General features: G+C 65.4%; 13 protein-coding genes. 2 read left to right on the forward strand and 11 right to left on the reverse strand.

All coding sequences use genetic code 11. From position 1 onward, the window contains the following. Positions 1-26: 26 nt before the first annotated feature. The 11 genes from greA to XarbCFBP7408_RS14435 all read right to left on the reverse strand — a co-directional run bounded on the left by greA (position 27) and on the right by XarbCFBP7408_RS14435 (position 12,224). Complete coding sequence (greA, locus tag XarbCFBP7408_RS14385) at positions 27-491, reverse strand: transcription elongation factor GreA (protein ID WP_024937720.1); 465 nt, start codon at positions 489-491, stop codon at positions 27-29. A gap of 8 nt (positions 492-499) precedes the next feature. After that, complete coding sequence (gene carB, locus XarbCFBP7408_RS14390; RefSeq protein WP_104563541.1) at positions 500-3,742, reverse strand: carbamoyl-phosphate synthase large subunit; 3,243 nt, start codon at positions 3,740-3,742, stop codon at positions 500-502. Then, positions 3,720-4,163, reverse strand: a complete 444-nt coding sequence (locus tag XarbCFBP7408_RS14395; RefSeq protein ID WP_104563542.1) for a type II toxin-antitoxin system VapC family toxin — start codon at positions 4,161-4,163, stop codon at positions 3,720-3,722. The genes carB and XarbCFBP7408_RS14395 overlap by 23 nt, the downstream gene beginning before the upstream one ends. Beyond that, entirely contained in the window at positions 4,160-5,293 is a 1,134-nt protein-coding gene (locus tag XarbCFBP7408_RS23195; protein ID WP_258072142.1) for an AAA family ATPase, read from the reverse strand. The genes XarbCFBP7408_RS14395 and XarbCFBP7408_RS23195 overlap by 4 nt, the downstream gene beginning before the upstream one ends. Positions 5,294-5,398: 105 nt before the next feature. Next, a complete protein-coding gene (gene carA, locus XarbCFBP7408_RS14405; protein WP_104563544.1) occupies positions 5,399-6,526 on the reverse strand; it encodes a glutamine-hydrolyzing carbamoyl-phosphate synthase small subunit in 1,128 nt (375 codons plus the stop codon). A gap of 239 nt (positions 6,527-6,765) precedes the next feature. Then, on the reverse strand, positions 6,766-7,482 hold the full coding sequence (gene dapB / locus XarbCFBP7408_RS14410; protein WP_104563545.1) for a 4-hydroxy-tetrahydrodipicolinate reductase: 717 nt from the start codon (positions 7,480-7,482) through the stop codon (positions 6,766-6,768). Positions 7,483-7,785: 303 nt separating this feature from the next. Then, the gene (locus tag XarbCFBP7408_RS14415) at positions 7,786-8,508 is read right to left on the reverse strand and encodes an MOSC domain-containing protein (protein ID WP_104563546.1); all 723 of its coding nucleotides are present in this window, start codon (positions 8,506-8,508) and stop codon (positions 7,786-7,788) included. Beyond that, a complete protein-coding gene (locus XarbCFBP7408_RS14420; RefSeq protein WP_104563547.1) occupies positions 8,505-9,731 on the reverse strand; it encodes a PLP-dependent aminotransferase family protein in 1,227 nt (408 codons plus the stop codon). The genes XarbCFBP7408_RS14415 and XarbCFBP7408_RS14420 overlap by 4 nt, the downstream gene beginning before the upstream one ends. 132 nt (positions 9,732-9,863) lie before the next feature. After that, entirely contained in the window at positions 9,864-10,118 is a 255-nt protein-coding gene (locus XarbCFBP7408_RS14425; RefSeq protein ID WP_047125452.1) for a DUF6587 family protein, read from the reverse strand. A gap of 1 nt (position 10,119) precedes the next feature. Beyond that, positions 10,120-11,979 carry a ferrous iron transporter B gene (feoB, locus tag XarbCFBP7408_RS14430; RefSeq protein ID WP_104563548.1) on the reverse strand — a complete coding sequence of 620 codons (1,860 nt, stop codon included), beginning with the start codon at positions 11,977-11,979 and terminating at the stop codon, positions 10,120-10,122. Further along, complete coding sequence (locus XarbCFBP7408_RS14435; protein ID WP_016904358.1) at positions 11,976-12,224, reverse strand: FeoA family protein; 249 nt, start codon at positions 12,222-12,224, stop codon at positions 11,976-11,978. The genes feoB and XarbCFBP7408_RS14435 overlap by 4 nt, the downstream gene beginning before the upstream one ends. 116 nt (positions 12,225-12,340) lie before the next feature. On the opposite strand from XarbCFBP7408_RS14435, the gene XarbCFBP7408_RS14440 reads away from it, so the two are divergent. Both XarbCFBP7408_RS14440 and XarbCFBP7408_RS14445 read left to right on the forward strand, forming a co-directional pair. Continuing rightward, positions 12,341-13,138, forward strand: coding sequence for an enoyl-CoA hydratase-related protein (locus tag XarbCFBP7408_RS14440; protein WP_104563549.1), 798 nt, complete (start codon positions 12,341-12,343; stop codon positions 13,136-13,138). Next, positions 13,135-14,031, forward strand: a complete 897-nt coding sequence (locus tag XarbCFBP7408_RS14445) for a hydroxymethylglutaryl-CoA lyase (protein WP_104563550.1) — start codon at positions 13,135-13,137, stop codon at positions 14,029-14,031. The genes XarbCFBP7408_RS14440 and XarbCFBP7408_RS14445 overlap by 4 nt, the downstream gene beginning before the upstream one ends. The last annotated feature ends 42 nt before the right edge of the window (positions 14,032-14,073 follow it).

The following is a 14,073-nucleotide window of genomic DNA, read 5'->3' on the forward strand; positions in this document are numbered from 1 at the left end:
CGGTTGCGTCGTTCAATCCCGGCGCGTCAGTCCAGGTAGGCAACGCTGACCACTTCGTACTCGCGCTGGCCGGCCGGCGCATCGATGGTGACCGAGTCGCCTTCCAGCTTGCCGATCAACGCACGTGCCAGCGGCGAGGAGATCGCGATCATGCCCAGCTTGATGTCCGCTTCCAGATCGCCAACGATCTGGTAGCGCTTCTCTTCGTCGGTCTCGGTGTCGGCCAGCGTCACCGTGGCGCCGAACACGATCTTGGTGCCGGCCGACAGCTTGGTGATGTCGATGATCTCGGCATGCGAGAGCTCGCCTTCCAGCTGCTTGATGCGGCCTTCGATGAAGCTCTGCTGCTCGCGCGCGGCGTGGTACTCGGCGTTTTCCTTCAGATCGCCGTGCGCGCGCGCTTCGGCGATCGCGTTGATCACCGCCGGACGCTTGACCGACTTCAGCTGGTCCAGCTCTTCGCGCAGACGCTGCGCGCCCTTTGCGGTCATGGGTGCTCTCATGCTTCCAGCTCCTTGTGCAGTTCCTGCAGCGACCAGACCGGGCCGGTGCCGCGGAATTCCAGCGAATGCACCAGCGCCTTGGCGCCGGCGACAGTGGTCGAATAGGTCACGCGATGCTGCAACGCTTCACGCCGGATCGAGAACGAGTCGGAGATGGCAGCGCGACCTTCGGTGGTGTTGACGATGTAGACGATCTCGCCGTTCTTGATCGAATCGACGATGTGCGGGCGGCCTTCGGCCACCTTGTTGACGATCTCGCAGCTCAGCCCATTCTGCTGCAGCCAGGCACCGGTGCCGCGCGTGGCCACCAGCGTAAAGCCACGTTCCACCAGCGCCTGCGCCACCGGCAGCACGCGCTGCTTGTCCGGGTCACGCACCGATACGAACGCCTTGCCCACCGGCGGCGCCTTGATGCCGCCGGCTTCCTGTGCGCGCGCGAACGCCGCGCTGAAGCTGCGGCCCACGCCCATCACCTCACCGGTGGAGCGCATCTCCGGCCCGAGGATCGGGTCCACTCCCTGGAACTTGGCGAACGGGAAGATCGCCTCCTTCACCGAGTAATAGCCCGGCACGATTTCCTTGGTGGCGCCCTGCTCGGCCAGCGTCTTGCCGGCCATGCAGCGTGCGGCGATCTTGGCCAGCGGCATGCCGATCGCCTTGGACACGAACGGCACGGTGCGCGAGGCACGCGGGTTCACTTCCAGCAGATACACGATGTCGTCGCCGGCCTCGTTGACCTGCACCGCGAACTGGGTGTTCATCAGGCCGACCACGTTCAGGCCTTCGGCCAGCATCACCACCTGGCGACGCAGCTCGGCCTGGGTCTGCGGCGAGAGCGAATACGGCGGCAGCGAGCACGACGAATCGCCCGAATGCACGCCGGCCTCTTCGATGTGTTCCATCAGCCCGCCGATCAGCACGTTGCCGTCCTTGTCGGCGATGATGTCCACGTCCACTTCCACCGCGTTGTCGAGGAAGCGGTCCAGCAGCACCGGCGAATCGTTGGAGACCTTGACCGCATCGCGCACGTAGCGCGCCAGGTCGGATTCGCCGTAGACGATTTCCATCGCGCGGCCGCCCAGCACGTAGCTCGGGCGCACCACCAGCGGGTAGCCGATTTCGCGCGCCAGCACCAAGGCTTCCTCGGCATTGCGGGCAATGCGGTTGGGCGGCTGCTTCAGGCCCAGCTTGTCGACCAGCTGCTGGAACCGCTCGCGGTCTTCGGCCAGATCGATCGAATCGGGCGAGGTGCCGATCACCGGCACGCCGTTGGCTTCCAGCGCGCGCGCCAGCTTCAGCGGGGTCTGGCCGCCGTACTGCACGATCACGCCCTTGGGTTGTTCCAGCTCGACGATTTCCAGCACGTCTTCCAGCGTCAGCGGCTCGAAATACAGACGGTCCGAGGTGTCGTAATCGGTGGAGACGGTTTCCGGGTTGCAGTTGACCATGATGGTCTCGTAGCCGTCATCGCGCAGCGCCAGCGCCGCGTGCACGCAGCAGTAGTCGAACTCGATGCCCTGGCCGATGCGGTTGGGGCCACCGCCAAGAATCATGATCTTGTCGCGATCGGTCGGCAGCGCCTCGCACTCGTCCTCGTAGGTCGAATACAGGTACGCGGTACTGGTGGCGAACTCTGCGGCGCAGGAATCCACGCGCTTGTAGACCGGGCGCACCTTGAGCGCGCGACGCAGCGTGCGCACCGATTCTTCATTGGTGCCGGTCAGCTCGGCCAGCCGCGCATCGGAGAAACCGGCGCGCTTGAGCGTGCGCAGACGCGCCGCATCCAGTGCCGGCATGCCGTCGTCGGCCAGTTGCTGTTCGTGGCCGATCAGTTCTTCGATCTGGTCCAGGAACCACGGGTCGATGAACGACAGCGCGTAGACATCGGCCACGCTCATGCCGGCGCGGAAGGCGTCGGCAACATAGAACAGACGCTCCGGGCCCGGCGCCTTGAGCTCGCGCTTGAGCGCGGCGATATCGTCTTCGCTGCTCAGATCCAGGCCGGTCGGATCCAGCCCGATCTTGCCGGTTTCCAGGCCACGCAGCGCCTTCTGCAGCGATTCCTGGAAGGTGCGGCCCATCGCCATCACCTCGCCCACCGACTTCATCTGGGTGGTCAAGCGCGCATCGGCCTGCGGGAATTTTTCGAACGCAAAGCGCGGAATCTTGGTGACCACATAGTCGATCGACGGCTCGAACGAGGCCGGGGTCAGCCCGCCGGTGATTTCGTTCTTCAATTCGTCCAGCGTGTAGCCTACCGCCAGCTTGGCGGCGACCTTGGCGATCGGGAAGCCGGTGGCCTTGGAGGCCAGCGCCGACGAACGCGACACGCGCGGGTTCATCTCGATCACCACCACGCGTCCGGTGGTCGGGCTGATGCCGAACTGCACGTTGGAGCCGCCGGTATCCACACCGATCTTGCGCAGCACCGCGATCGAGGCATCGCGCAGGCGCTGGTATTCCTTGTCGGTCAGCGTCTGCGCCGGCGCCACGGTGATCGAGTCGCCGGTATGCACGCCCATCGGATCGAGGTTTTCGATCGCGCAGACGATGATGCAGTTGTCCGCGGTGTCGCGGACCACTTCCATCTCGAATTCCTTCCAGCCCAGCACCGATTCTTCCACCAGCACTTCGGTGGTCGGCGACAGTTCCAGGCCACGGCCGACGATCTCGATCAGCTCCTCGCGGTTGTAGGCGATGCCGCCGCCGCTGCCGCCCAGGGTGAAGCTGGGACGGATGATGGTCGGGTAGCCGACCCGGGTCTGGATATCCAGCGCCTCTTCCAGCGTGTGCGCCACTTCGGCGCGGGGGCAATCCAGGCCGATCTCGCCCATCGCCACGCGGAACAGCTCGCGGTCTTCGGCCATGCGGATGGCTTCGCGCTTGGCGCCGATCAGCTCGACGTCATACTTCTCCAGCACGCCGTGGTCGGCCAGATCCAGCGCGCAGTTCAGCGCGGTCTGCCCGCCCATGGTCGGCAGCAGCGCGTCGGGCTTTTCCTTGGCGATGATCTTCTCGACCGTCTGCCAGTTGATCGGCTCGATGTACACCGCATCGGCCATGTCCGGGTCGGTCATGATCGTGGCCGGGTTGCTGTTGACCAGCACCACGCGATAGCCCTCGTCGCGCAGCGCCTTGCACGCCTGCGCGCCGGAGTAATCGAACTCGCAGGCCTGGCCGATGACGATCGGGCCGGCGCCGATGATGAGGATGGTTTTAAGGTCGGTGCGCTTTGGCATTTTCTTCCAGCTCTTTAATCAAATCTTGGATTTTTTTGATGTCTTGATCGTGACTGATCAGCTCAAGATCGTTGAGGTTTGCGCAAACACAGTGAAAAACATCAAAGCGCTTCTTATCGATAGCACGCTCTGCATCATCTCGACGGTCATGTCGGAAGACCTCGGCAGCCATGCGAGCATCCTTGGCTCCAACCTCGAATTCCTGAAAAGCATTCAGGATCTGCTCCAGCTCATCGAGTGGTACACGTTTTGCTCCGCGCAAGACCTCATAACGAATCAGAGGTGAGATAGCCACACGTACACGATCATCCGTCAGCAAACGCTCAACCTCGGCCTTGGCTGATAAATGCACAGAGTTATTCGGATCAGTATCGAGCGCACCGATCAGCAGGTTTGCATCCAGCAAAATCGCGCGGGTCATGACTGACTATCACTTTTGATCAACTTCAGTAGAGCGGCCTTCGCTTTACCTTGATCCGTCGATGCTAGTGACGCGCGCTTCAAAGCGTTCAGGTCGACGCCAAATGTTTCTTCGAGAACGTCAGCGAACGCTTTCATGTTGGGAGAACTGATCTCGGCCACCTTGACCACACCATCACCCTCATCGCGCTGAAGAAGATATGCCTCACCCTGCTCTAGTTGCGTTAGCACTAACGGCGAATGAGTGGCGATCACGAAGATACTCTTCGGAAAAAGGTCCTTAAGTTTCTTCACAATTATTGTTTGCCAACTGACATGCAGATGACTTTCAATCTCATCAATCAGAACGACACCTGGCAGGTTGCGCAAGTTCCTGGAATTAGTGAAATTCGAGTAGGCCGAAATGATGGCCTGAAACAACTTCACCACCGATGCAAAGCCAGAGCTGAGTTCACCCAGTTCGAGCATCCGGCCATCTACACCCAAGAAAACACGTTGGGCTCCATCAATTTGAAGCTTGCCAGCATCGACTCGGGGATCGACTTCATGGATAAGCTGTAGTACGGCGTTGATCTCGCCTTGCAAGTTATCTTTTTCCACTTGGTATGGATTGACAGACTGTGCGCGCTGGACAAACCAAGCTCGCACATCTGCATTCATCCCGGAGGTACGAAGATTTCCCGACGTTATTTCCTTGGCTAGCCGGTCAAAATGCGCTTTGCGTCGGTCATCAAACTTCCCCAAACGACCAACATCAGCAGGCTCTGCCGCTACAGAAGAACGCCCGCCGGCACCGATTAAGACAATGCAAGCAGAATGATTGGCAGCTTCCGCAAAGAAGTTCCCAAGAATCGGGAGTCCGCTGGACGATTTGTTAATGTCCAGACAAACCTCCTCATCGATGACTACTTTTTTAGCTGGCTCCCATGCCGTGTCATGGATCAGTGTATGGCGGGCGGCAACTGCAAAGTCCTGCTGAGAGAACAACAGCCCTAGGTAAATGGCTTCAAGCGTCTTTGTCTTACCGACGCCATTAACGCCAAACAGCACACGCACACGGTGGTTGGGATCGAACCGAAGCTCGACATTTCCCACACCTCTCAAGCCTTCAATGTCAACTGAATCCAACATTCGTGCCTCCGCATGTGCAGCTTGCTCGAAACTTCTGACGGCGCGCTGGAGTCGACCGGACGTCCGAACTCCAGTTCGAGTGATCATGAAATAATTTGCCGTGCATCAAAACTTAGCTTTCGCCATCAACGTCACGAACCGATCGAACAAAGGCCCCACATCGCGCGGGCCCGGCGAGGCTTCCGGGTGGCCCTGGAACGAGAACGCCGGCGCGTCGGTCAGCGCGATGCCCTGATTGGTGCCATCGAACAGCGACCGATGGGTCACCCGCACATTGGCCGGCAGCGTGCTTTCATCCACCGCAAAGCCGTGGTTCTGCGAGGTGATCATCACCCGCCCGCCGTCCAGATCCTGCACCGGATGGTTGGCGCCGTGATGGCCGGTGGTCATCTTCACCGTGCTGGCGCCGGCGGCCAGCGCCAGCAGCTGATGGCCCAGACAGATGCCGAAGGTGGGCACCTGCCTGGCGATCAGTTCCTGGATGGCGCTGATGGCGTAATCGCAGGGTTCCGGATCGCCCGGGCCGTTGGACAGGAACACGCCGTCCGGATTCATCGCCAGCACCTCGGCCACCGGCGTGCGTGCCGGCACCACGGTGACGTCGCACCCACGGTCGGCCAGCATGCGCAGGATGTTGAGCTTGACGCCGTAATCGTAAGCAACAACCTTGTGCTTCAGCTCGGCGCACACGAAGGTGTCCGAATTCAGATCCAGCGAGCCTTCCTGCCAGCTGTAGCTGGTCTCGGTGGAAACCACCCTGGCCAGGTCCATGCCCTTCAGGCCGGGGAAGCTGCGCGCCGCTTCCAGCGCCTTGTCGACCTCGATCTCGCCGGCCATCAGTGCGCCGTTCTGGGCGCCCTTCTGCCGCAGCAGGCGGGTCAGCTTGCGGGTGTCGATGCCGGAAATGGCCACCACACCGCGGGCCTGCAGCCACTCCGGCAGTGCGACTTCGCTGCGCCAGCTGCTGGGGCGACGCGGCACGTCGCGCACGATCAGGCCGGCCGCCCAGATCTTGCCGGCCTCGTCATCCTGATCGGTAAAGCCGGTGTTGCCGATATGCGGATAGGTCAGCGTGACCATCTGGCGGGCGTAGGAGGGATCGGTCAGGACTTCCTGATAACCGGTCATGGCGGTGTTGAACACCACTTCACCGACGGAAAGCCCGTTGGCGCCTACGGATTCGCCCTCGAACACGGTGCCGTCTTCGAGGACAAGGATTGCGGGTTGGGTCACGTGGGGTCTCGCTCTGGCTGCCTGGGACTCCGATGCGCTTCCGGCCAAATTCCGGTTGCAGCAAAGCGCGGACGCGGTGCTGAGGACCGGTCCGACGCTGGTTCGGGCAAGCGAGAATTGTAAAGGCAAGTGCCCCGGCATGCCAGCCTGGAGAACACCGGTTGCCGCAGCGCCATCGCAATGGCGGGATGAATGCGCCACCGCGATCATTCGCCATTCATGCGCGGCGACGCGCCGGCTTACAGCACCAGGTCGCGCACGCGATAGCTGCCGGCCGGCTTGCCGAGCAACCGCTTGGCCGCATGCAGGGCACCGCGCGCAAAGATGTCGCGGTTGGTGGCGCGGTGCACCAGCTCCACCCGCTCGCCCAATCCGGTGAACTGCACCGTGTGCTCGCCGACGATGTCGCCGGCGCGCAGGCTGGCAAAGCGCGGCTGCGCGCCGCTGCCGGTGGCCGCCTCCCCCAGCGTCAGTGCGGTTCCGGAGGGTGCGTCCTGCTTGTGTACGTGATGCGCTTCGACGATGTCGCAATCCCAGCCCGGCAGGCTGCCGGCGGCACGCTCCACCAGTTCGGTCAGCACCGCCACGCCCAGGCTGAAGTTGGACGCCCACACCAGTGGAATCTGTTGCGCGGCCTCCAGCAACGCGGCGCGCTGCGCCTCATCCAGGCCGGTGGTGCCGGACGCCAGCGGTTTGCCGCGCTGCGCGCACAGCGCCAGGATCGGTGCGAAGCCCTGCGGCAGGCTGAAGTCGATCGCCACATCGAAGGCCGGCGCACCGCCGAGTTCGCTGGCGGCAAAGTACGGCACGCCGTCCACCACGCGCTGCGACGGCGAGCGCCCCACCACCGCACCGACGACGTGCAGCGCCTCGTCTTCGGCAGCCAGGCGCAGCAACGCCTTGCCCATCCGCCCGGAGGCGCCGTGGATCAGAACTTTCACAGGAGACGTTGTCATGGCGGCAGGCCTAGCTGGGCGGTGGGGTTGTACAAGATAGCTGGGATTCGGGATTCGGGATTCGGGAATCGTTGGTGCGGGTGCGGGTGCGGGTGTGCACTGTTTTGCCTGCAGTAGCGCTTTCGCTTTGGCTTGGTGGCGTCCGCGAGACGCACGTGGTGGTTGTTTGCTGAGTTAAGGCGATACCACTTGGCGGGCAGGTGTGGGTTGGCGCGGCGGGTGTTCGACGTTCGTGAACGCATGGCACACGCTGCAGCTGGCGCGGCTGCGGCCTTTGATTGCATGCGATGGTGTTGGCGACTCTCAGTCGCTTGCGCCGTGCAGGCGTTTGCTCCAGCTCTCTATTTCGCGGCGTTGCAGGCGGCGTTCGAACAGTGCCTGCCATGACGGCACCAGCGGCAGCTGCAGCACCTCGGTGATGGCGGCGACATCGACATCGCGCGCATACAGCAGCTGTTGCAGGCGCGACAGCGTCCAGTGCGGATGCGGCCGCTGCTGCAGTGTCAGCGTATCGCCGGCCGCCACCTCGCCGGGCTGCAGCACGCGGTAATACCAGCCGGTGCGGCCGGTGTCCTGCACGCGGCGCGCCATGTCGCGCAGGCCGAAACGGTCGGACAGCTTCCAGCATGGCTGACGCAGCTGCGACACCTCCACCACCGCCGTGCCCAACGCAAAGCGATCGCCCAGGCAGACATTGGCTTCGGTGAGGCCGAGGCTGCTCAGGTTCTCGCCGAATGCGCCGGCCGTCTCCAGCAAGGCATGCGCACCAAGCTGGCCCTGCCAGGCGGCGTAGTGATCGCGCGGATAATGGTGGATCGCCTTGTCCGGCCCGCCATGCACACGCCGGTCGCCCTGCTCGTCGCCGTGCAGACCGTCGGGACCGACGCGCACCCTGCCGTCCACCGCCCGCTTGTCGATCGCGCTGCGGCTACCGGGCCGGGTGAAGTCGCGTGCGATACCGACCGCGACGCTGTCGATGGTGATCGCGAGCGCAGGCGCCTGCACGCCAGCGGCCTGCGTGCTCACGCGCCCTGCCCGGGCAATTCGGCCAGCGCCTCGCGCAGTACCTCGCCCAGGACCTGGATGCCGGCATCGATCCTGTCGCCGGGCACGGTGACGAACGACAGCCGCAAGGTATTGACCTGCGGCAAGGTGGCGTAGAACGGCGCGCCCGGCACGAACGCCACATTGCGCGCGATCGCACGCGCCAGCAGCGCGGTGCCGTCCAGCCCGGGCGGCAGGGTCACCCACAGGAACATGCCGCCTTCGGGGCGATTCCATTGCACCTGGGGCGGGAAATGCCGATCCAGTGCCTCCAGCATCAGGCTGCACTGACGCGCATACAGCGCGCGGATCTGCGGGATATGCGCGTCCAGGAACTCGTCCTGCAACGTCTGGTGGACCACGCGCTGGGTGAACGAGGGCGTATGCAGATCGGCCGCCTGCTTGGCCTGGATCAGCTTGCCCAGCACCGCTTCGGGCGCGACCACGTAGCCCAGCCGCAACCCGGGTGCGAGCACCTTGGAGAACGAGCCCATGTAGATCACGCCCTCCGGGTTGAGCGACAGCAGGCTCGGCAGCGGCTGGCCGCTGTAATACAGCTCGCCATACGGATCGTCTTCGACGATCGGCACGCCCGCCTCCGCCGCGCGCGCCACCAGGGCCTGACGGCGCGCCAGCGGCAACCGGCGACCGGTGGGGTTCTGGAAGTTCGGCAGGCAATACAGAAAGCGCGCATCGGCCAGCACCGCAGGATCCAGCGCGTCCACCACCACCCCGTCCGCGTCCGAGGGCATGCCGACGAAGCTCGGCTGGAACAGCGAGAACGCCTGCAGCGCGCCCAGGTAGCTCGGCGTTTCCACCAGCACCTTGCTGCCTTCGTCGATGAAAACCTTGCCGAGCAGGTCCAGGCCCTGCTGCGAGCCGGTGGTGATCAACACCTGGCTGGGCCGGATGCTGGCGCCGTCGCGGCTCAGGCGTGCGGCCACCCATTCGCGCAGTGGCGCATAGCCTTCGGTGGGGCCGTATTGCAGCGCGGCCTGCGGCGCATCGCGCAGCACCTGATCGCTGGCCGCGCGCATGCGCTCCACCGGAAAGGTGGCCGGCGACGGCAGCCCGCCGGCGAAGGAAATCACCTCCGGCCGCTCGGTCACCTTGAGGATTTCGCGAATCGCCGAACTGGTCAGCGCCTGCGCACGTCGGGAGATCTGGAAGGAGGTCGTCATCGCGCAAGCATAGCGAAGGCCCATGGCCGACGCGCTGTGCACTGCAGCGTCGGCTACACAACCCGGCCAGTGACGGTGTTGCTGCTGCACCGACCATCGCCACGCGTCACCACACACGCCTGGGTTGCGGTGGCGCTACCGAAGAACTGCGGTGTGTCAGTGACGACGTGGCGGCGCCGGCCCGCAGCTGTCGCAGCCACCGCAGGCCGCGGCGTTCTGCGCGGCCGGCGGCGCCACGCGGCGGCCCAGCGCCCGCATCCACGCAGGCCGCCCATCGCGCAGCAGGCCGATCGCCACTGCGCCACGCACACGCCGCAGCGTGCCGGGGAATTGCTTCTTCATCACCACCCACAGGCTGAGCAACACCGCCAGCGCGATGACCAGGTATTGCAGCGTGAGCGACAGATCCACCTCAGCCGGCTCCCAGCAGCACGGCCAGCTGGTAGGTCACCAGCGAGGCCAGGTAGGCCAGCGCGAACAGGTACACCGCGCTGACCGTCATCTGCTTCCACGAGTTGGTCTCGCGCTTGATCGTGGCCAGCGTGGAGATGCACATCGGCGCGTAGATGTACCAGACCAGCAGCGACAGCGCGGTGGCCAGCGACCAGCCATCGCTGATCAGCGGCGACAAGGCCTGCGCGGCGGCATCGTCGTCGGCAGCCGACAGCGCGTACACGGTTGCCAGCGAGGCCACCGCCACTTCGCGCGCGGCCAGGCCGGGGATCAGCGCGATGCAGATCTGCCAGTTGAAGCCCAGCGGCGCGAAGAAAGTCGCCATCGCATGGCCGATGCGCCCGGCGAAGCTGTAATCGATCGCCGGCAAGGTGGCGTCGGCCGGCGCGGCCGGAAACGACAGCAGGAACCACAGCAGGATGGTCAGGGCCAGAATGATGCCGCCGACGCGCTTGAGGAAGATCAGCGCACGCTCCCACAGCCCCAGCGCCAGGTCGGGCAGATGCGGCAGGCGATACGACGGCAGCTCCAGCATCAGCGGGTGCTCGCTCTTGTCGCGGCGCCACTTCTTCATTGTCCACGACACCAGCAGCGCGCTGACGATGGCCGCGGCATACAACCCGAACAGGATCAGGCCCTGCTGGTTGAAGATGCCCCACACGGTCTTCTGCGGGATGAAGGCGCCGATCAGCAAGGCATACACCGGCAGGCGCGCCGAACACGTCATCAATGGCGCGACCATGATGGTGGCGAGCCGGTCGCGCGGGTCTTGGATGCTGCGGGTGGACATGATGCCGGGCACCGCACAGGCAAAGCTCGACAGCAACGGGATGAACGAGCGCCCGGACAAGCCGGCGGCGGACATCATGCGGTCGAGCAGGAAGGCCGCGCGCGGCAGGTAGCCGGACTCCTCCAGCGCCAGGATGAAGGCGAACAGGATCAGGATCTGCGGCAGGAAGATCACCACCCCGCCCAGGCCGGCGATGATGCCGTCCTTGAGCAGGCTGTTGAGCGGGCCTTCCGGCAAGGTGGCGCCGACCCACTCGCCCAGTGCCGAGGTGCCGCCGTCGATCAGGTCCATCACCGGCGTGGCCCAGGCATACACCGCCTGGAAGATCAGGAACATCACCACCGCCAGCGTGACCAGGCCCCAGAGCGGGTGCAGCAGCCAGCGGTCCAGCGCATCGTCCACCCGCGAGGTCCGCGTCGGCATGGTCACCGCCGCACTCAGGATCTGCCGCACCTGCGCATGGTAGCTGCCATCGGCCGGCGGCGTGGCGCTGGGGGCGGCCAGACGCGCGGCCTGCGTATCGAGCCGCTCGACCAGCGCCTTGGCACCGCCGCGGCGCACCGCCACCGTTTCCACCACCGGCACGCCGAGCGCCTGCTCCAGCGCCGGCAAATCGATGACGATGCCGCGTCGCTGCGCCGCGTCGACCATGTTCAAGGCCACGATCATCGGCCGGCCCAGCTCGCGCAGCTCCAGCGCAAAGCGCAGGTGCAGGCGCAGGTTGGTCGCATCCATCACGCAGACCAGCACGTCCGGTGCCGGTTCGCCGGGATAGAAGCCACGGCACAGGTCGCGGGTGATCGCCTCGTCCAGGCTGGCCGGCTGCAGGCTGTAGGCACCGGGAAGATCCAGCACCGCGAAGTCGCGCCCGGACGGCGCACGGAACTGCCCTTCCTTGCGTTCGACGGTGACGCCGGTGTAGTTGGCGACCTTTTGCCGGCTGCCGGTCAGCTGATTGAACAGCGCGGTCTTGCCGCTGTTGGGATTGCCCACCAGCGCCAGCCGCAACGGAACACTTGCCGCGCTCATGCCTGTGCTCCGTCGACGCGTACCTGCACGCGTGCGGCCTCGCTGCGGCGCAGGGCGAACCGGGTGTAACCGACCTGCACCAGCAGCGGTTCGCGCCCGACCGGCCCGGTCGCCAGCACCGTGACTTCTTCGCCGGCGACAAAACCCAGTTCGCGCAGACGCCGGGCGATCGTATCGTTGGGGAGGCGATCCTCCACGGAATCCACGATGGCGGCGCGATGCAAGGGCATGTCGGACAGCGTCACAAAGACGGCCTGATTGTTAGGAATGGTTCTCAATTCTAGCATCGACGCACCGCGTCATGGCTCAGCCGACCCGTGCCGCTATCATGGTTCGCATCCCATTCATGGACGTTGACGCAATGCAGGACACCGGCTTGATCGTGGAGGACCAGGGAGCGGTCCGCACGTTGCGACTGCACCGCCCGGCGGTGCACAACGCCTTCGATGCGACCTTGATTGGCGCGCTCACCGACGCCTTGCAGCAGGCCGGCCAGGCAGCGCAGATCCGCGTCGTGGTGATCACCGGTGCCGGCGCCGCGTTCTCCGCGGGCGCCGACCTGAACTGGATGCGCGGGATGGCCGGTGCCAGCGAGGTCGACAACGCGGCCGATGCGCTCGCCCTGGCGCGCCTGATGCGCACGCTGGACGAACTGCCCAAGCCGACCATCGCGCGCGTCAACGGCGCGGCGTTCGGCGGCGGCGTGGGCCTGGTGGCGTGCTGCGATATCGCCATCGGCTGCACCGAGGCGCGCTTCGGGCTGACCGAGAGCAAGCTCGGCCTGCTGCCGGCGGTGATTTCGCCGTATGTGATCGCCGCGATCGGCGCGCGCCAGGCACGGCGCTGGTTCGCCACTGCCGAGATCTTCGATGCGGCGACCGCGCAGTTGCTGGGCCTGTTGCATCAGCTGGTGGCCGCCGACCAACTGGATATCGCGGTGGAGCGCCAGGTCCGCCTGTTGCTGGCGGCCGCACCATTGGCCGCGGCCAGCGCCAAGGCGCTGGTGCGCGCGGTGCTGCCGCCGATCGACCGCGACGCCATCGACGCTGCCAATGCCGCATGGATCGCACGCCTGCGCGTCTCCCCGGAAGGCCAGGAAGGCCTGGGTGCCTTCCTCGACAAGCGCAGCCCGGCCTGGGTGCCGGAGGGCGCGGCGTGAGCGACTTTGTCCGCATTGTCGAGGTCGGCCCGCGCGATGGCCTGCAGAACGAAGCGACACCGATCGCCACCGCCGACAAGATCGCCTTGATCGATCAACTCTCCGCGACCGGGCTGCGCAGCATCGAGGCGACCAGCTTCGTCAGCCCGCGCTGGGTGCCGCAGCTGGCCGATGCGGCCGAGGTGTTTGCCGGCATCACCCAGGCGCCGGGCATCGCCTATCCGGTGCTGGTGCCGAACCTGCAGGGCTATGCGCGCGCACGCGCCGCCGGTGCGCAGGAGGTTGCGGTGTTCACCGCGGCGTCGGAGGCCTTCAATCGCACCAATACCAACGCCGGCATCGACGAATCGATCGCGCGCTTTCGGCCGATCCTGGAACAGGCCGCGCTCGACGGCGTGCGCGTGCGCGGTTACGTCTCCACCGTGCTGGGCTGCCCGTATCAGGGCGAGGTGCCGGTGGCCGACGTGGTGGATGTCGCGCAACGGCTGTACGCACTGGGCTGCTACGAGATTTCGCTGGGCGACACCATCGGCGTCGGCACCCCGGCCAAGGCACGCCAGATGCTGGCCGCGGTGGCGCAGGCGGTCCCGATGCCGGCATTGGCCGTGCACTTCCACGACACCTACGGCCAGGCGCTGGCCAACATCGCCGCCTGCCTGGAGCAAGGCGTGCGCGTGGTCGATTCGGCGGTGTCCGGTGCCGGCGGTTGCCCCTACGCCAAGGGCGCCAGCGGCAATGTCGCCAGCGAAGATGTGGTGTATCTGCTGCACGGGCTGGGCATGCCGACCGGCATCGACCTGCCCGCCCTCGCCCGCACCGGCCGCTGGCTGGCGCAGCTGCTGGGCCGCGAGACCGGCAGCAAGGTCGGCAAGGCCCTGGCGGCCGCCGGCTGAGATTTCGGTCCCGCACGCTGCCGCACCCGCGCATCTTCCAGG

Source organism: Xanthomonas arboricola pv. guizotiae (assembly GCF_002940205.1).
Classification (GTDB): Bacteria; Pseudomonadota; Gammaproteobacteria; order Xanthomonadales; family Xanthomonadaceae; genus Xanthomonas; species Xanthomonas arboricola_C.

Coding starts and splice junctions, on each gene's coding strand:
- greA (WP_024937720.1), bottom strand. CDS start 491: ATGACCGCAAAGGGCGCGCAGCGTCTGCGCGAAGAGCTGGACCAGCTG.
- carB (WP_104563541.1), bottom strand. CDS start 3,742: ATGCCAAAGCGCACCGACCTTAAAACCATCCTCATCATCGGCGCCGGC.
- XarbCFBP7408_RS14395 (WP_104563542.1), bottom strand. CDS start 4,163: ATGACCCGCGCGATTTTGCTGGATGCAAACCTGCTGATCGGTGCGCTC.
- XarbCFBP7408_RS23195 (WP_258072142.1), bottom strand. CDS start 5,293: ATGTTGGATTCAGTTGACATTGAAGGCTTGAGAGGTGTGGGAAATGTC.
- dapB (WP_104563545.1), bottom strand. CDS start 7,482: ATGACAACGTCTCCTGTGAAAGTTCTGATCCACGGCGCCTCCGGGCGG.
- XarbCFBP7408_RS14420 (WP_104563547.1), bottom strand. CDS start 9,731: ATGGGCCTTCGCTATGCTTGCGCGATGACGACCTCCTTCCAGATCTCC.
- feoB (WP_104563548.1), bottom strand. CDS start 11,979: ATGAGCGCGGCAAGTGTTCCGTTGCGGCTGGCGCTGGTGGGCAATCCC.
- XarbCFBP7408_RS14440 (WP_104563549.1), top strand. CDS start 12,341: ATGCAGGACACCGGCTTGATCGTGGAGGACCAGGGAGCGGTCCGCACG.